The sequence below is a fragment of the Shewanella sp. SG41-3 genome, from assembly GCF_014164545.1.
GTDB classification, from domain to species: Bacteria; Pseudomonadota; Gammaproteobacteria; order Enterobacterales; family Shewanellaceae; genus Shewanella; species Shewanella vesiculosa.
In genome coordinates, this window is the sequence record NZ_JACJFJ010000005.1 from 279,829 (window position 1) to 298,911 (window position 19,083).

Sequence of the window (19,083 nt, forward strand, 5' to 3'; positions counted from 1 at the left end):
GAAACGGATCACTCGTGGCTATAGCGTTAAGCTTATAGCCTTCATAAAGCGCTAAGTCTTTTTAATCCAGCATTAGTGCGAAGTTATATGCATCAATAATTGGTCACTGTGTATTAGTCACTAAAATCACTGTCGGCATTGATTGCCGACAGGTTAACCATAAGAATGTTATGTTAGAAATTTATGCCGGTGAAACGGCCTTAACAACAATCCATCAAGATGGATTTTCTCCAGCGTTATTTAGCTCTTTTCTTGGTGCAAGTGGTGGGCCGAAATGGTTTACTTTACTGGGATTAGACAAGTATATCTTTGGTGAATTTTTTAATGGCAGACAACAGCCGTTAAATGTCATTGGCTCAAGTGCAGGAGCATTTCGCGCCGCATGTTTTGCGCAAAAAGATCCCGTTGCAGCAATAGAACGATTAGCTAAACATTACAGTGAAACTGTGTATTCAAATGACACTAAGCCACAAGCTGACGAAATAACTGCTAAAGCGATAACGTTACTTGATGAGTTATTTGGCGATACGGGCGCAAGTGAGATCATTAATAATAGTGTTTTTAAAGCCCATTTTATTGTGGCTAAATGTCATGGATTGGTGGCATCTGAAAACAAACTAAAACAAGGTGCCGGGTTACTCAATAGCTTTCTGAGAAACGCGTTAAGTCGGCCATTACTCAAAAGCCAGTATGAGCGGTACATTTTTCAGCATCATCAAAGTGATTTAACCATTTTTGATCCTGACCATATCCCCACCACGTCAGTGCCATTAAGCCTACACAATATCAAAACGGCATTGTTGGCATCTGGCTCAATTCCGCTGGTGATGCAAGGGATAAACAACATTGCAGATTGTTCTCCTGGCATGTATCGTGATGGCGGTATCATTGATTATCATTTTGATTTTAAAATTAAAAATGAGGGGCTAACTCTTTATCCTCATTTCAGTTCCAGCTTAAAAGCGGGTTGGTTTGACAAAAACTTATCTCGAAAAGTCAGGCTAGAACATTACGACAACACAGTATTATTGTGTCCATCAGCAGAATTTATTGATTCGTTGCCTTATCATAAAATCCCTGATCGCAAAGATTTTGTTGAAATGAAACCTGCTCAACGGATCCAATACTGGCGACAGGTTTTTGTTGAAAGTGAAAAACTTGCCCAGCACTTTAAACACTTTTATCAAACACAAAATATCAACAGTATAAAAAGCATCAAGCAACTCATCAGTTGACAAGGTTAAACCATCATTTTTAGAGATCGATTATTGAAATTCACTCACATATAAAGGGAATCAAATATGAGTACCTATACCGCCATTAACTTAGTCGCCCGTCCTCAAGGTGGCCCAATTGGCCCAGAATTATTTGAAATTGTCGAAAAGCCAATGCCGGCAGTGGCACAAGGGCAGTTTTTAGTTAAGCAACATCATATGTCACTTGATCCGGCCATGTTTGGCTGGATGAGCCCAGATACCGAAAGTTATATTCCTCCAGTCACCTTGGGCGAGGTTATGCGCAGCTCTGGCATAGGTGAAGTTGTCGAAAGTCATCATCCTGACTTTACGGTTGGCGACCGAGTGATGGGGATGATGGGTTGGCAAGAGTATTTTCTAAGTAATGGTGCCGGTTTGCATAAAGTGACGGCGCCATTACCCGATGAAGCTATTTTATCGGTATTTGCTTTGCCTGGATTAACGGCGACACAAGGACTGTTCAACGTAGGAAAACCACAAAAAGGTGAAACCATCGTAGTCTCTGGTGCTGCGGGTTCTGTAGGATCGATTGTGGGTCAACTGGCTAAAGCTGATGGCTTAAGAGTCATTGGCGTAGTCGGCAGTGATGAAAAAGCGGATTGGATAATTAACGAGCTAGGTTTCGATGGTGCGATTAATTACAAGACAGATGATTTAGCAGCCAAACTGGCTGAATTAACCCCTGATGGTGTTGATGTGTATTTTGAAAACACTGGTGGTCCTATCCAGCATCATGTGTTTGCCAAAATGAATCCACATGGGCGTATTGTGGTGTGTGGCATGATTGCTGATTATCCCAAAGCGGTACCTGATTTAGGCCCAAGCTGGGTGCAGGTAATTAAAAAAAGGCTCATTATCCAAGGCTTTACTATGCCAGATCATTTTGGTGATGTACCGGCATTACTCGAAAAATTAACCCCTTATGTCATGAAAGGGCAGATTAAACATCGCGCCCATGTATTAATTGGACTTGAGTCGGCCATCACTGGCTTAAACTTGTTTTTCACTGGTCAAAACAAAGGCAAGCTCATCGTTAAATTATAAAATCATCCTTCAATTAATTCACCTTCACTCAACATGCATGGTGGCGGGAGCCATTACCACCATGCTGTCAAAGGGATTGACTATGAACAAGCGTAATAAACGTATTGTTATTAGCATTAGTTCGGTGCTGTTAACGGCTGCAGCGTTTTCGATTAACGCGGCAAACCAAGTCAGCAATATTGATGATAATAGCTTTAATTGCATCAGAGATATGACACCTGTTCGCCATTTTTATGTCGATAACCTGCTTGGTAATACTCAAGGTACGTTAGCTGTTGCTAATAATCCTGAAGGTGCCGTTTATCCTGAAGGTTCTGTGGTGCAGTTAGTGCCTACTGAAGTAATGGTTAAACGTGAAGCGGGCACTTTTCCTGCCACCGGTGACTGGGAGTTTTTTGAATTAGAAGTCGATGAACAAGGCTCAACTATCACTAAACGTGGATTCACTGATGTGAATAACCGTTTTGGAGGTAACTGTTTTACTTGCCATTTACCTGCAGCTGAAAAGTGGGATTTTGTTTGTGAATCAGGTCATGGTTGCGAGCCTATCCCGATAGATCACAGTATGACAGGTGCATTGCAGCGTTCGGACCCGCGTTGCGGTGAACCAGAACTGCAAGATGGCGATACATTTGCCTTGTTTAAACTTAACTCTATGGTTGTGCTTGGCAGTGCCAAGAAATGGCTTGAAGATTTATTTTAATCTTTAAATAACCTTGTGTTCACCCATCCAAGTCAGGCGATATATATGAGCGAAATGAATACCCATTATAGAAATTGCAATATTTGTGAAGCCATGTGTGGCTTGGAAATTGTCCATCAAGATAAACAAATCATCTCGATTAAAGGTGACCAACTTGATCCCTTTAGCCAAGGTTATAATTGCCCTAAAGCACTTGCTCTAGAAGATTTCTATACTGATAAAGATCGCTTAAAAACGCCGATAAAACGAACCGCTTCTGGTTGGCAAGCTATTAGTTGGGATGACGCTTTTAGCGAGATAGTCGCTAAGTTTAAAAGCATTCAACAGCAACACGGGAAAAATTCGTTAGCCGTTTATCTCGGCAATCCCAATGCCCATAGTCTGGGGAATGCGCTATTCCTCAAGCCTTTTTTGAAGTCACTTGGCACAATAAATCGTTTTAGTTCAGCCTCTGCTGACCAATTGCCGCATCATGTCGCGGCTAACTTTATGTTTGGCGCTGGTATGTTAATCCCGGTCCCCGACATTGATAGAACTGACTTTATGTTGATCATAGGGGCTAATCCTGTGGTATCCAATGGCAGTATGATGACTGCGCCCAATGTTATTGGCCGTATGAAGGCTATTCAACAGCGTGGCGGCAAAATTGTCGTGGTTGACCCTCGTAGAACCCGTACCGCTAAAATTGCCGACCAACATTTGTTTATTCGCCCAGAGAAAGATGCCTTTTTACTGCTCGCCTTGATCCATTGTGTGTTTGAGCGTAACAAGGTTAATTTAGGCCATTTAGAACACTTAGTAGAGGGGCTTGATGATGTTGCAAAACTTGCCAAAACCTACTCACCCGATGTGGTTGCAAGCGTAGTCGGCATTGATGCGAGTACCATTTGCACCTTAGCCGATGATATGTTGTTGGCAGATTCCGCTGTGTGTTACAGCCGCATGGGAGCATCTACGCAAACATTTGGTGGCTTATGTTTATGGCTTACCAATGTACTCAATATAATCACAGGCAATTTTGATCGCGCCGGTGGTGCCATGTTTCCACAACCTGCCTTTGATTTACTGCGTAACCATCAAGTCGGTCATAAAAGTTCGTTTGGCCAGCATCAAACCCGAGTGCGTAAGTTACCATTTTTTAATGGTGAGTTTCCGGTTGCTTCTTTGGCTGAAGAAATACAAACACCGGGAGAAGGGCAGATTAAAAGCTTGATAACCGTTGCTGGAAATCCGGTATTGTCGGCCCCCAGTGGTCATCAATTAGCCCAAGCCTTCGCAGGTTTAGATTATATGGTTTCGGTCGATATTTACCTCAATGAAACCACTAAATATGCCGACATTATTCTGCCGGGCACCACGGGCGTTGAGAATTCGCACTTTGATATTTTCTTTAACTCATTCTCGGTTAGAAACACAGTTAAATACTCAGCGCCATTGTTTGAAAAACAAGTCGATCAACGTAGCGACTGGCAAATACTCAAAGAAATTTCTGCGCGAATGCTTAATATTGCAGCAGATGATCCAATGCAAAAAATCACTCCCGAAATCATTTTGGATATGGAACTCAAACAAGGCCCCTATGGCGAGCAAGGCATGAGTTTACAAAGGTTAATCGATAACCCTCACGGTATCGATATCGGCCCATTAATGCCGTGTTTAGCAGAACGAATTAAAACCGCTAACGGCAAAATCGATCTGTTTCCGCAAGTATTTAGTGATGATTTGCCCCGATTGCAAGCTGTGATGACAGCAGTTTCGCGCGATCTGGCTTATCCATTTGAATTAATTGGGCGTCGACTGGTTAAAAGCCATAACACCTGGACCCAAAATTCAGCACGGCTCATCAAAGGTAAAAATCCTTGTACTTTAGAGATGAATTCACAAGATGCGCACCAGATGGGTATTGAACAAGGCCAGCTGGTGACGGTCAGTTCGGCAGTGGGCCAAATTGATATTGAAGTGGTTCTCACCGATGATATTCAAGCGGGTGTGGTAACCATACCCCAAGGTTGGGGACATAATCAGCAGGGCACAAACATGTCAGTTGCCGCCACTCAGCCAGGCGTGAGCATTAATGATTTAACAGATGCCAGTCGAGTTGATAAGCTCACGGGGAATGCAGCATTTAATGGTACGCCAGTTGCTATCACTTTAGTGTTAAAAGAAGGGCGCTAACTACAAAGTGTCCTAACCAAGCCAGCGGGCTTTTGTTACAATCGATAAAACTGATATCAATTAATATTTTGCTGCTGGTAAATGCTATTAGCGCCAAACGAAATCAATGAAAAGGTAGAGCATGTTTAAAAGTACACAGAATTATATTGCATCCAGCGACCTCACCATGGCGGTAAATGCGGCCATTTCATTAGAGAAACCATTATTAATCAAAGGCGAGCCTGGAACCGGTAAAACCCAGTTAGCCGAAGAGTTAGCTAAATCACTCAATTGCAAACTGTACCAATGGCACATTAAATCGACCACTAAAGCGCAACAAGGGCTTTACGAATACGATGCTGTATCGCGCTTACGCGACAGTCAGTTAGGTGATGTTCGCGTGCATGATATTGGCAACTATATCGTAAAAGGTAAGTTGTGGCAGGCGTTTGAGGAAGAGCAAAGACCGATATTGTTGATTGATGAAATCGATAAAGCCGATATTGAGTTTCCAAATGATTTACTGCAAGAACTCGATAAAATGGAGTTTTATGTCTATGAAACTCAACAAGTGATTAAGGCCAAACAAAGGCCCATCATTATCATCACCTCAAATAACGAAAAAGAGTTACCTGATGCTTTTTTAAGGCGCTGTTTTTTCCATTACATTAAGTTTCCTACTAAAGCTGAAATGGAAAAAATTATCGATGTGCATCATCCTGATGTTAAACAAGCTTTATTAACACAAGCACTAGAGGTGTTTTTTGATTTACGTGAGGTCAATGGCATTAAGAAAAAACCCTCAACATCAGAATTAATTGATTGGCTCAAGCTACTGATTTCCGACGACATCTCACAAGACATCTTGCTCGATAATAAATCAGATATTATTCCCTTGTTTGGCGCGCTGTTAAAAAATGAGCAAGACGTTTCACTGATTGAAAAATTGGCCTTTATGAGTCGTAGAAACAGGTGATTTAACAGTGTTTATTGATTTTTTTCTTACCCTAAAAAAACACAAGGTGCCTTGTAGCTTACGCGAGCTATTAGATCTTATTGCCTTGCTCAAAAAAGGGCTGATTTTTGCCAACGTAGACGATTTTTATAACCTTGCCAAAATCGTCATGGTTAAAGATGAAATACACTACGACAGATATGACAAGGCTTTTGCTGAGTACTTTAACGGCATAGAGAGTATTGATATTTTCGATAAGATCTTGCCGGAAGACTGGCTCAGAAAAGAATTCGAAAAACACCTTAGCCAAGAAGAAAAGGATCAACTCAAATCACTTGGTGGCCTTGAAGCGTTAATGAAGGCGTTAAAAGAGCGTTTGGAAGAACAAAAAAAGCGTCATGCTGGCGGTAATAAATGGGTCGGAACGGGTGGCACATCACCCTTTGGGGCTTATGGTTATCATCCCGAAGGGATCAGAGTCGGCCAAGATAAAAATCGTAATAACAGTGCCGTGAAAGTATGGGACAAGCGCGAGTTTAAAAATTTCGACCAAGATCGCGAATTAGGCACCCGTAATATCAAGTTAGCCCTTAAAAAGTTAAGAAAGTTTGCTCGTACTGGTGCCAGTGAAAAGCTCGACATCAATACTACGATTAGCTCAACCGCAAAAAATGGTGGTATGTTAGATGTGCATATGGAGCCAGAACGCCATAATGCCGTTAAAGTGCTGATGTTTTTCGATATTGGCGGCTCGATGGATGATTATATCCATACTTGCGAAGAGCTGTTCTCCGCGGCCCACAGCGAATTTAAACATTTAAAGTTTTTCTATTTTCATAACTGTGTTTACGATCAACTGTGGCAAGACAACAACCGCCGCTTTGATAAAACCATCGATCTTGAAGAAATTATCAGAACATTTTCATCTGACTATAAAGTGATTTTCGTCGGCGATGCCACCATGGGACCTTATGAGATTATTGCTAAAGGTGGCAGTGTTGAACACTGGAATGAAAAACCAGGTATTGAATACATGAATCGATTGCTAGGCCATTTCAATAAGGTCGCATGGTTAAACCCGCAACCTGAAAATCACTGGCAGATCCATCATTCTATTGCCATTATCCAGCAGCTTGTTGGCAATAAAATGTACCCACTCACTGTGGATGGTATTGGGCGGGCAATTAAAGACATTAGCTAACAATAAAAACAGCAGCCAATTAGGCTGCTGTTTTTATTAACGGATATGAATCACATGATGCTATGAGTCGATTGCTCTACATACAGTTAAAGCACAGACTCGCTTAACTGTTCTTCATTGCTTTTATCATGTCTAAAGCAACGGCTTCGGCAATACTAATGCCATCGATACCCGCCGATAAAATCCCACCAGCGTAACCCGCACCTTCACCCGCTGGGTATAAGCCTTTGGTATTGATACTTTGGAAATCTGCGCCGCGTTTAATTTGCACTGGTGAAGAGGTGCGAGTTTCAACGCCCGTTAACATGGCATCTTTACTGTCAAAACCACGGATCTTTTTACCAAAGGCAGGAATGGCTTCACGGATAGCATCGATGGCAAATTTCGGTAATGCATCACTTAAATCAGTCATTTTGACATTAGGTTTGTAAGACGGCTCGACATTTTCGAACGGTAATCCTGATCCTGCTGCCAAAAAGTCGCCAACCATTTGTGCCGGAGCATCATAATTACTGCCGCCCATAACATATGCATGACGCTCTAGTTTACGTTGTAGTGCAATACCTTGTAGTGGATCGTTATCAAAATCACTAGGATCTATGCCCACTACAATGGCACTGTTGGCATTACGCTCACTGCGCGAGTATTGACTCATACCGTTGGTTACCACTGCGTGTTCTTCAGACGTTGCCGCCACAACAACACCACCTGGACACATACAGAAACTGTAAACACTGCGGCCGCTTTTACAATGATGGACTAATTTATAATCAGCCGCGCCCAAAATAGGGTTGCCGGCATTGATGCCAAAGCGATCTTTATCGATCATCTCTTGCTTGTGTTCAATACGAAACCCAATTGAAAATGACTGCGCCTGCATAAACACGCCTTGGTCATGTAACATTTGGAAGGTATCACGGGCGCTGTGGCCTACTGCCGCAATCACATGCTTAGAATGCAGTACTTCGCCATTATTAAGGGTGACACCAGTAACTTGGCGATCGCTAATATTGATTTTATCGACGCGGGTTTCAAAGCGAATTTCACCGCCTAAGCGAATGATCTCACGGCGCATTTTTTCTACCATGGTGACCAATTTAAAGGTACCAATGTGGGGTTTACTCACATAAATGATTTCAGCAGGTGCACCGGCGGCAACAAATTCTTGTTTTACTTTTAAGCCTTTAAAACCTGGGTCTTTTACTTGGCTGTATAACTTACCATCCGAAAACGTGCCTGCACCACCTTCACCAAATTGCACATTTGATTCGGTATTGAGCTCGCTGGTACGCCAAAAGCGGAAGGTATCTTTAGCGCGTTCATGCACTGATTTACCGCGTTCTACAATAATAGGATTAAAGCCCATTTGCGCTAACATCAGCCCAACAAATAAACCACAAGGTCCCATGCCAATCACAATTGGACGTTCGGTTAACCCTTCAGGTGCACAAGCGACATATTTATAATCGGTATCAGGCGATACACGAATGTTATGATCATCTGCAACTGATGCTAATAACTGTGCTTCGTCTACATTGGTTAAGGTCACATCCAAGGTATAAATTAAGAAAATTAAGTTTTTTTTGCGTGCATCGTAGCCACGCTTAAATATATGGATGTCAACCAGCTGATCCGCTGAAATAGAGAGCCTTTGCAACACCACTTCCTGGAGTGCATCTTCATTATGGTCGAGAGGCAATTTTACTTGGTTTAAACGGATCATGATTTACCTAAAAAAGAGACTTAAAAAACAGCGCGTAGTTTACGTGATCTAACCTTAAAATGAAATTATCTATTGATGTCATATACCATACAGGCAGGTTCTATTAATGATATAGAGTAAATCATGGCCTTAGCTGAGTTTGTTTGCCTTTGTAATGTTCCGTCTAGACCCTTTATTTAGTGCTAATCTATAAACCATGTGATGATTTTTACCATTTTGTCATTAAATCTTTAGGTGTTGGTCAGCTATCGAAAATTTAATCAAACTAGTTACGGTATTCCATTAGCAAAATGAATGGTTTAGTTTACTGCGGTATCTGTCGTTGGTTGAGTAAAAGGGAGGCGTAATGTTACATCAAGGCATTTCTATCATGCTGGCCCCAGTATTAGTGTTTCAGGGACTTAAGGTTCGCCGTACTACGCCAAGGTTGCCTGAACCCGAGGGTGAACGAGTTGGGCAAACTGGATCGAATCCTGCGTTAAGCTTGCTTATTTTAGGTGACTCAGCTGCTGCAGGCGTTGGAGTGACCAATCAACAACACGCTTTATTGGGACAGATTATTGAGCAATTAAGCCCTCAACTCGAATTTAGTTATGCATTGTTTGCTAAGACAGGGTCGACGACAGCCACCACGTTACAAGCCTTACATGAACGCATTGATACAGCCCATCCAATCCTCAGCCAAAAGCACTATGATGTTATTGTTACATCACTGGGTGTCAACGACATTACTTCATCAATCAGTTGCGATAAGTGGCTGCAGCAACAAAAACAGTTGTTAGAGCTCATTACTCAGCGGTACAAACCCAAACTGATACTAGTGACGGCGTTACCGCCACTGGGGTTATTTCCTGTTTTGCCTAATCCACTTCGGTGGAGCTTAGGCCAGCGCGCCAATCAATTTAATCGTAAATTACAGCAATTATTAATTAAACTTGATCAGCAAGGCGCTCTGCCTATAAATCATCATATCGATCCCACTACAGCCTTTAGATTAATTAAACTGCCGTTAGACAACCCACAACCCGATATCACCATGCTTGAATTTATGCGCCAAGTCATGGCCACAGATGGGTTTCACCCAGGAGCACCGATTTATAATGCATGGGCAAATTTAGTGGTGGAGCAGATAGTTGGTGGCATTAAATCTGCTGCTATTTAATGAAATAGATGTATGACATGCGTTTCTGCCTACTATAAGTCGGATGTATGGCCGTAGGCCATAAGCATAAAATACAAAATATAAGACAAACACCTGGATCCCGGCTAAAAGACATTACCGGGACGACGTGAGAGTTGGGACGACGAGAAGGCTGTTAGCAATCATCTGTCCATAAATGAGTAGATGCCTTCGCTTATAAATATCCAAGAGGGAGTTTGATAGTGCTCAAACTGTATTCCAGTTGTACAGCTAAAGCATAACGCATAGCTTTTACTACTTGGTATAGCTAATTCGATACACGGCATTGGCAAAGTCATCTGATACCAAGATCGAGCCATCTGCCAGAGTCATCACATCTACTGGGCGTCCCCAGCTTTGTTCACCATTGAGCCAGCCTGTAGCAAAAGGCGAATAGTCGCTCACCGTATTACCATTTAGCACCACTTTCATGATGCGATAGCCGACTTTATTGCTGCGATTCCACGACCCGTGCTGCGCGATTAAGATGGTATTTTTATATTCAGCAGGAAATTGCTGGCCCTGATAAAACTCCATTCCTAAGGCTGCGACATGAGCGCCAAGGGTTAATGCTGGCGGTGTATTCAGTTTGGCAATCTCTGGATTGGTAAATTCGGGATCCGCGATATTGTTATTGTGAACATAAGGAAAACCAAAGTGTTGGCCGGTTTGGCTGACGCGGTTTAGCTCATCATCGGGTAGGTCATCGCCCATCATGTCACGGCCATTATCGGTAAACCATAATTCACCAGTGACAGGGTGGAAATCAAAGCCAACACTGTTACGTACGCCTTGAGCGACTATGGTGGTTTGCATAGAGTCTTGTTGTGTAGAGCCTGCTTTCTGAGTCTGTGTTTGTTGACTACCTGTTAGTTGGTTATCCGTAAGTTGAGAGTCTGGGTCCAATTTTAGAATACTGGCAAAAGGCAATTCACTTTCGCACACATTGCATGGCGCACCTACAGGAACGTACAATTTACCGTCGGGGCCAAAGGCGATAAATTTCCAACCATGGTGTGATTTATTCGGCAGTTTATCAAACACTAATTCTGCTTTAGGGATGGTGGGTAATGACTTTTCAATATCAGGATAACGCCAGATTTTATCTACTTCTGCGACATATAAACTGCCTTGATGAAACGCTATCCCTGAGGGCATAAATAAATCGGTCGCAACCATGATTTTTTTGTCCGCTTTAAAATCATGATTAGTGTCAATAAGTGCGTAGACATTACCCGCTTTACGGCTGCCAACAAATACAGTGCCGTTATCCCCAAGTGCCATTTGACGAGCATTTTCAATATTCTCAGCGTAGATATCGATGCTAAAGCCTTGGGGTAATTGAATTCTATCTAAAGGTAATGCTTGTGATGGGCAAGAGAGACTCATCCCCAAAGTGAAAGCAGTTAATAAGGTAATAGGCTTAATCATATTGAGGGTCCCTTTATGCAATAGTATTGTTAATCAACAAGGTAATCTTAGTACTTTTATCAATGTTTTTATGACAATCACTATGAAGTTCATTCACAAGATTATCGACATCGATTCCTATCAAGAATTTTATCGATAATCGACTATTATAAACATCTTAAAATTATCAATAGACTAACATTATCAATGGCCTACGCTTACCAATCCTTAATAATATTTTTGATCATCGCCGCGGTATTTTCTGGCTGCTCTAGCGGGAACATGTGGCCGCCGTTAGGTAGCGTCATTAATTCGATGTCGTTAAGTTTGGCAAATCGAACAAAATGTTTAATCGGGAAGATGGTAGTCTTTTCACCATAAATCAGTTTTGCGGGCACCTTGAGTTTGTTTTTATATGTCACTAAGTTAGTCGGTAAGTGCCTAAAGATATCTGCTTCGACAGCCGGTGAGAAGGTTAATTGTAAACGCTTGTTACGTGAAACTGCGCCAGAATGCACATAGTCTTGCAAGCAACGAGAGTCGAAGTTTTTGAATAATGACTTATGTGAAAAATAATCAACCAAGTTTGTTTTTTCTGGCCAGTGATTTTGGCGAGTTTTGGCTTTACCAGCAGGAGATAGCCTATCAATATACGGTGTACGTTTGATAAAACTCAGTAAATGTGACAATGCGCCAGTCACCACAGGTGGATCTAACATCACTAAACCGCGAAACAATTCCGGATGCTGGCAAGCTGCGATAAAAGAAATGACTCCGCCAAAAGAATGGCCGACACAAATGACTTTTTCATCCTGCTTTCTAATAAATTCAACCAGTTCTGTGACTAGGTGTTGCCAGTTGCTGTGTATCGGATAGAGGATGTTATGCCCAAACTGATCATGGGCTACGGTGCGATAATCGCGAGTAAATTCTGCTAATAATGTTTTATAGCTTCCCGCTGGAAAGCCATTAGCATGAACTAGGTTTATCAGTGGTTTTGTCATAATGTCTCTGATGGATGTTTGGGCTATTTGCGGTGTAATTTGATTCAAATAAATTCACTCTACATTTTATTTAAGCGTAAATAGCACAGTATCCCCCAATATTTAGAATATTTTTATCGGATCAATGGGCGTTAGCTCGGCAAACTCTGGCGCACGATTTTGCGCTTTAGCTGTGAATATTTCCATCATATCGTTTTGTGGTTGGAACATGCCGCTTTGCCAGACCGACATATATTGTAAGCTGTCTTGAACAGTATGATCGCGGGCATAATTAATCATCTCTTTACAGCCTGTTACCGCTAAAGGCGAGCGGGCGGCGATCTCGGCTGCTATGGCTAATACTGCGGTGATCATCGTTTGTTGGTCGTCATACACTTGATTGACCAAACCGGCTTGTTTAGCTTCTTCTGCTGGCATTCTGCGACCCGTATAAGCAAGCTCTTTCACTAGACCGATTGAAATCAACTTAGGCAAACGCTGTAACGTACCAACATCAGCAGTCATGCCGAGTTTGGTTTCTTCAATACTGAAAAACGCATCTTGTGTGCAGTAGCGGCAATCGGCGGCGGTAACCATATCAACCGCGCCGCCAATACAGCCGCCTTGAATCGCCACTAATACAGGCATCCGAGCCTTTTCTAAGACACTAAAACAGTCTTGTAGCTTTAGCACTAATCGACGTAGTTGGTCGTGTTTTCGGCCTAACTCGATATTGTCGTTTGGGCCATTGGCACTGAATACGGCCAAATCCATACCAGCACTAAAGTGTTTACCTGTTGATGAAATAACAATCGCCCGAGCTGCTGATTTATTATTAATATCATCAATAACCCTTGGGAACTCATGCCAAAAATCGACGTTCATTGAATTCAACGAGTCAGGTCTGTTTAAGACGATATGGGCCACTTTATTGCTAATATTGACGGTTAGCGTGTTGTACTCTTGCTCTGAAGTCATGACTATATCCTTATAGATTCAATGTGATTTGCTTATCCAGCTCAATTGCATCACTTAGTGACGCGAGTATTGTTTGGCGCTCTTTTAGTTTAGTACCATGATGAGCTTTCATATTGAGCGTCTGCATGTGTTTAGCAACGCTCATTGCTGTGCTCATGAGAACGTCTGCTTGCACCACTTGGTCAAGAAATCCTGCAAGCACAGCAGATTCAGGAGCAAAAAGCTCAGCATTGATCACTGCACGGCTGAGGTAGTTTTGTGGAATGCGATTTCGGGCAATTTCAATTCCAGCTTGGTGCATTGTCATGCCAATAGCGACTTCGTTTAAGCCAATTTTAAAGTCACCGGTACAACCAATTCGATAATCACAACTGAGTAATAAAAATGCCCCTTTGGCGATTGCATGACCAGTACACACGCCGATGATCGGAGTAGGGAACGCCAACATTCTGTATGCCAAGCCGGAGCCCGCAGTCACAAGGGCAATGGCAGAATCTGAACTTTGCTTCATTGTTTTTAAGTCATAGCCGCCTGAGAATATTCCTGCTTGGCCAGTTATTACCACCACAGCAGCTTGTTGTTCTGCATCGTCTAGGGCCGAATGAATCTGTGCTATCACCTCTGGTGAGATTGCATTTACCTTGCCATTGTTCAAACTGATGATATGGACATTGTCTTCAATTGTGACGTTAATTAATTGCATTTTTCACCTGGAATATGGTTGCTAATTGTTTATTAAACAATATGTTAGTTTAATGGGCTAGGCAAGGGTTAATCGGTATATTTGCCCCTAAGGCCTTTAATTGTTGTTTGATTATACCTAGCCTTGCTATCAATATGTTATGCCCAACATAGCAACTAAAAACGTGCCAGTAAATAACATGGTTATTGCCTAAGACGTTGGCATAAATGATATTTTCTACTTTGCCCGCAGCATTAGTGTCTAGATTACGGCATGTGACTCATTCGTTATCCATATTGAATAATAACGATGGCTTAATACTCGCTATTTTGAGTCTTTAGTCATGTAAGTGACTCATGCAAGTGACTCATAGTTAAACTTGGTTGATTGACGAATGCATGAATGGCGCGATTCACTTCAGCGGGTCTTTCATGTTGCAGCCAGTGACTGGTATTTGCAAAACGTTTTATTGTGCAATCTGCAACATAGCGCTCAATGTCATTGAGGGTTTCGTTAACGAACGCTAAATCTTGTTCACCCCAAAGCACTAACGTTGGCTGATTAATTCGAATATTGGGGATCCTTATGTCAGCCGTCTTTTTGATTTGCCTTGTGATGATTGACGTCTCACCAGCTAATGCTTTTTCAATGCCATCATCTGTGTCGTTGGGTGCTACGTTGGGTGCTAATTGCGGCATAGCCCGATAGTATTGCAGCATGCCATTAATGGCTCCGTATTGGCCCCACACTTTTTTGTAACGTGCGAGCACCTGTTCAGTAAAAATTGCCTCTTGTGAGCTAACCATTATTTTTTCAGTTAAATAGCGATAATCATCCTCGATTAATAGTGTTTCAGCTGATGGACTAATCAACTGATGAATATAAGCACTCTTTTGTCGTTGAATAGGGTTATTGATAATCTCTCGGGTAAAGGTACTCGGATGAGCGGCATTAAGAATAATCAGTTTGCTTATTAAGTGAGGATAAAAAGCGGCTAATGGCCAGGCTATAGCGCCGCCCCAATCATGAGCAACCAAAATGACAGGCTCTGTAGGGCTTATGGCGGCAATAAACTGAGCGATAAACGCGATTAAATTGGGGACAGTATAAAAGTCTAAATCACTGGGTTTGTCACTTAGGTTATATCCGGGTAAGTCAGGCGCAATAACATGATAGTGAGTTGAAAAATAGTCTAACTGTTTTTGCCATGAGCCCCAATATTCAGGAAAACCATGTAAAAATACCATGGTCGATAAGGGTTTTGTTTCTGACATGTGGCCAGTTTCAACATAATGTATATTGACCTTATCCACTGCAATATACTGATGCATTAGCTTCATATTCAATCTCAGCACAAATTAAAGCCTATTGAGGCCTAGTTAAACGGTACAGGTGATGCATTATTAGAAGAATGTGACTGAATTCTCGAGCAACTCACGGTCTGTTCTGGTGTTATTTACCGCAGCGCTATCATCGGCATAACCAAAAGACATGCCAAACAAAATTCCGCGTTCATCTGGCAGGTTAAGTATTTCTCTAACAGGATCGGGAAATTGTCCTAGCGCGCCTTGCATGCAATTTGATATGCCATGTTCTGCCATGACAAGCGATAACGTTTGTGCATAAATACCTAAGTCGACAGCTCCCATAATGTCTAAGTATTTATCCATGGTAAAAAACACCGCATGTGGCGCATCAAAAAATTGCCAATTACGTAACATTGCCATTTGACGGGCTTTTTTGTCTTCGCGTGCGACCCCAATTGCGCTGTATAACGCATTAGCTGAACCAAATTGACGCTCACGATGAATGCCTTGATATTGCGGTAACCAATTGAAATCAGGGTTTGGTGATGCGCCGCTCATCAAAGTTTCTATCAATCGTTGTTTCAGTTTATCTTTAGTTGCCCCAGATACCACACAAGCTTGCCATGGTTGCACATTACAATTGGACGGGGAAAGTTGCGCACTGGCGAAAATTTTCTGTAATGTGTCATCTGCCACAGGTTGGTCAACAAAGGCTCTTACTGAAGTTCGTTGTTGTAATATCGATTCTATAGACATGTTTGATACTCTTATTAGTTGGATTTTGAATTGTTTTAAAATGTATATTTTAATCCAGGCACAAGCTTGTTGATTCATTGAGGGAAAATGGTATTGCACCATGATTAATCATTGTTACTGATAATCTCAACGATCATTTGCGTAGAACAGTATGAGTCAATAACCACAGGGAAGAACATTAAGATTGATCCCAGTCTTGCCACTCTTTAGCCAAATAAAACCCTGCGACTATGCTAATTTAGCTCCAAACGATGCTAGATGCTGTATTAAAATTAAACCAATCGATTATTTTAATGATGAACTATTCGCATAACGAATAGTGCACTGTTATAGGCTAATAAAGCTGCTATATATGCGTAAGTCGCGCCACAAAGGGCACAGTAGACAAGTAAACTATCGGGCAAGTGATCAAGATTAATGCTCAATATTGTGCCATTGGCTTGTTAAGCTAGAGGTACTATTAGCAAGGTGAATGTGTAGCTATAATTAATATGCATTTGGATAATACATCTTGTTACTTTAGCATCAGTAATATGACGGGTTATTTATATGGAAAATCATTTAAATAATCACTTAATCGCAGAGGTTGTTGTTTTTTGAGATAAATTTTGCAGACGTTACCGGCAATGATAGTTAAGGCGGAGCTTGTTAGATGTCTTCATCTATCTACATAAGCGACTCTTCACACCGGTATCTGGGAGTGGCTAATCGATAGGGTTTATTTTTATATAAATCAGGTTTTCATAAGGTATTACTTATTTAGATACTTTCTGTCTAACATTTGTTCTACATGCTTAAATAAACCATTAGCCGTCTGTGTTAAATAAAATTTAGCCACAAAAGATTAACAGCCACTAACACTTATAGATAATAGTTGGAGAGCAACAATGCCTGAATACAAAGCCCCCATTCGTGATGTTAAGTTTGTGATGCAAGAATTGCTCGGCTGTGAAGGCCACTATGAGCATTTAGGCTATCAAGATGCGACTATTGATATGGTTGATGCCATTATCAATGAAGCTGCAAAACTAACAGAAGAGGTTGTTGCGCCATTAAATCAAATTGGCGATCAGCAGGGTTGTACATGGAAAGATGGCGCGGTAACCACACCTGATGGCTTTAAAGAGGCGTATGCCCAGTATGTAGAAGGCGGTTGGCCAACATTATCTCAGTCTGAAGAATTTGGTGGTCAAGGTTTACCACATTCGCTCAATATTAGTATCGCTGAGCTATTTTCCAGTGCGAATCATAGTTTTGCCATGTACCCAGGACTCAGTCATGGTGCATTAGCCACCATTGAAGCCCACGGCACTGAATCACAAAAGCAACAGTTTATGCCTAAACTTGTTGAAGGTAAGTGGACTGGCACCATGTGCTTAACTGAGCCGCACTGTGGCACAGATTTAGGTATGTTGCGCACTAAGGCTGAACGTCAAGATGACGGCAGATATTCGTTAACGGGCACTAAAATCTTTATTTCGGCGGGTGAACATGATCTGTCAGATAACATAGTGCATATTGTTATAGCCCGTATTCCTGGCGCACCAGAAGGTAATAAAGGCATATCTTTATTCATTGTGCCTAAATTTAATGTCAATATTGACGGCACCATTTCAGATAGAAATGGGGTGAATTGTGGCTCAATAGAGCACAAAATGGGTATCAATGGTAACGCGACTTGTGTTATTAACTTTGATGGGGCTACAGGTCATTTAATTGGCGAACCTAATCGCGGCCTTAAATGCATGTTTACCTTCATGAATGCAGCCCGTATCGGTGTGGCGAGTGAAGGTGTTGCCGCAGCAGAAGCTTCTTTCCAAGGTGCGCTAGCTTACGCCAAAGATCGATTACAGATGCGTTCTATTAGCGGGGTTAAAAACCCTAATGGCCCTGCAGATCCGATTATTGTTCATCCAGATGTACGTAGAATGTTGCTAACTCAAAAGTCTATTGCCGAAGGTGGCCGTGCATTAATTTCATATTTGGCTCAGTTAGTGGATATCGGCCATGCTGAGAAAGATGAGGCAATTAAAGCGGATGCTGAGACCAAATTGGCATTATTAACCCCAATTGCAAAAGCCTTTCTCACTGAACTTGGTTTTGAATGTACCAGCCTTGGCGTTCAGGTGTTCGGTGGCCATGGCTTTATCAAAGAGTGGGGCATGGAACAGTTAATGCGTGATACCAAAATCAGTTGTATATATGAAGGCACAACCGGTATTCAAGCCTTAGATTTACTGGCACGTAAAATTATTGGCAGCCAAGGCGAAGTGTTAAAACCTTTTTCTCAAGATGTGACCGCATTCTGCCAACAGAACATGGACAACCCTGCGATGGCAGAGTTTATTAAACCCATTATGATTTATGCAAAAGAGTGGCATGAACTTACTGTATTGATCGGTGCTAAAGCGATGAAAAATCCTGATGAAATTGGTGGTGCTTCAGTTGATTACCTCATGTATGCCGGCTATGTAACCTTAGCGTTTTTCTGGGCAAAAATGGCAAAAGTCGCTCAAGATAAACTGGCTACAGATACAAGTGAAACAGCATTCTATGAAGCTAAAATAAAAACCGCTCAGTTTTATATGCAACGTATGTTACCAAGAGCAAAAGGCCATGCAGCATGTATTCAAAATGGCGTTGACTCAATGATGGCACTGAGCAGCGATGATTTTGCTTTTTAAGTAAACTGTATACGCTGATAACGTTCTGCTTAAACACCGCAACCTTATAGGTTGCGGTGTTTTTATT

15 protein-coding genes are annotated in these 19,083 nt (G+C 41.9%); 8 read left to right on the forward strand and 7 right to left on the reverse strand.

The window, feature by feature from the left end; translation table 11 throughout:
- The first annotated feature begins 170 nt into the window (after window positions 1-170).
- The 6 genes from H5164_RS12045 to H5164_RS12070 all read left to right on the forward strand — a co-directional run bounded on the left by H5164_RS12045 (window position 171) and on the right by H5164_RS12070 (window position 7,313).
- Window positions 171-1,235, forward strand: a complete 1,065-nt coding sequence (locus tag H5164_RS12045; protein ID WP_182756330.1) for a patatin-like phospholipase family protein — start codon at window positions 171-173, stop codon at window positions 1,233-1,235.
- Window positions 1,236-1,301: 66 nt separating this feature from the next.
- On the forward strand, window positions 1,302-2,300 hold the full coding sequence (locus tag H5164_RS12050; protein WP_182756332.1) for an NADP-dependent oxidoreductase: 999 nt from the start codon (window positions 1,302-1,304) through the stop codon (window positions 2,298-2,300).
- Window positions 2,301-2,382: 82 nt separating this feature from the next.
- Window positions 2,383-3,003: a cytochrome P460 family protein gene (locus tag H5164_RS12055; RefSeq protein WP_124014833.1), complete on the forward strand. Its 621-nt coding sequence runs from the start codon at window positions 2,383-2,385 to the stop codon at window positions 3,001-3,003.
- A 45-nt stretch (window positions 3,004-3,048) separates the two neighbouring features.
- Window positions 3,049-5,178, forward strand: a complete 2,130-nt coding sequence (locus H5164_RS12060; RefSeq protein ID WP_182756334.1) for a molybdopterin-dependent oxidoreductase — start codon at window positions 3,049-3,051, stop codon at window positions 5,176-5,178.
- A 121-nt stretch (window positions 5,179-5,299) separates the two neighbouring features.
- On the forward strand, window positions 5,300-6,133 hold the full coding sequence (locus H5164_RS12065; protein ID WP_124014835.1) for a MoxR family ATPase: 834 nt from the start codon (window positions 5,300-5,302) through the stop codon (window positions 6,131-6,133).
- Window positions 6,134-6,140: 7 nt separating this feature from the next.
- Window positions 6,141-7,313, forward strand: a complete 1,173-nt coding sequence (locus H5164_RS12070; RefSeq protein WP_182697333.1) for a VWA domain-containing protein — start codon at window positions 6,141-6,143, stop codon at window positions 7,311-7,313.
- Window positions 7,314-7,416: 103 nt separating this feature from the next.
- Here the strand turns inward: H5164_RS12070 and H5164_RS12075 are convergent, their stop codons facing one another.
- Complete coding sequence (locus tag H5164_RS12075; RefSeq protein ID WP_182756336.1) at window positions 7,417-9,036, reverse strand: NAD(P)/FAD-dependent oxidoreductase; 1,620 nt, start codon at window positions 9,034-9,036, stop codon at window positions 7,417-7,419.
- A gap of 346 nt (window positions 9,037-9,382) precedes the next feature.
- Between H5164_RS12075 and H5164_RS12080 the strand changes: the two genes are divergently transcribed.
- Window positions 9,383-10,198, forward strand: coding sequence for an SGNH/GDSL hydrolase family protein (locus H5164_RS12080; protein ID WP_182756338.1), 816 nt, complete (start codon window positions 9,383-9,385; stop codon window positions 10,196-10,198).
- A 273-nt stretch (window positions 10,199-10,471) separates the two neighbouring features.
- Here H5164_RS12080 and H5164_RS12085 read toward each other — a convergent pair whose 3' ends face one another.
- From H5164_RS12085 to H5164_RS12110, 6 genes are all read right to left on the reverse strand, one after another.
- Window positions 10,472-11,647, reverse strand: coding sequence for a sorbosone dehydrogenase family protein (locus H5164_RS12085; protein ID WP_182756340.1), 1,176 nt, complete (start codon window positions 11,645-11,647; stop codon window positions 10,472-10,474).
- A 197-nt stretch (window positions 11,648-11,844) separates the two neighbouring features.
- On the reverse strand, window positions 11,845-12,630 hold the full coding sequence (locus H5164_RS12090; protein ID WP_182756342.1) for an alpha/beta fold hydrolase: 786 nt from the start codon (window positions 12,628-12,630) through the stop codon (window positions 11,845-11,847).
- Window positions 12,631-12,732: 102 nt separating this feature from the next.
- Window positions 12,733-13,587: a crotonase/enoyl-CoA hydratase family protein gene (locus H5164_RS12095; RefSeq protein WP_182756344.1), complete on the reverse strand. Its 855-nt coding sequence runs from the start codon at window positions 13,585-13,587 to the stop codon at window positions 12,733-12,735.
- A 10-nt stretch (window positions 13,588-13,597) separates the two neighbouring features.
- Window positions 13,598-14,290 carry a crotonase/enoyl-CoA hydratase family protein gene (locus H5164_RS12100; protein ID WP_182756346.1) on the reverse strand — a complete coding sequence of 231 codons (693 nt, stop codon included), beginning with the start codon at window positions 14,288-14,290 and terminating at the stop codon, window positions 13,598-13,600.
- A gap of 320 nt (window positions 14,291-14,610) precedes the next feature.
- Window positions 14,611-15,609: an alpha/beta fold hydrolase gene (locus H5164_RS12105; RefSeq protein WP_182756348.1), complete on the reverse strand. Its 999-nt coding sequence runs from the start codon at window positions 15,607-15,609 to the stop codon at window positions 14,611-14,613.
- Window positions 15,610-15,672: 63 nt separating this feature from the next.
- Entirely contained in the window at window positions 15,673-16,332 is a 660-nt protein-coding gene (locus tag H5164_RS12110; protein ID WP_182722913.1) for a nitroreductase, read from the reverse strand.
- Window positions 16,333-17,219: 887 nt separating this feature from the next.
- On the opposite strand from H5164_RS12110, the gene H5164_RS12115 reads away from it, so the two are divergent.
- Window positions 17,220-19,016: an acyl-CoA dehydrogenase C-terminal domain-containing protein gene (locus H5164_RS12115; RefSeq protein WP_182756350.1), complete on the forward strand. Its 1,797-nt coding sequence runs from the start codon at window positions 17,220-17,222 to the stop codon at window positions 19,014-19,016.
- Window positions 19,017-19,083 lie beyond the last annotated feature (67 nt).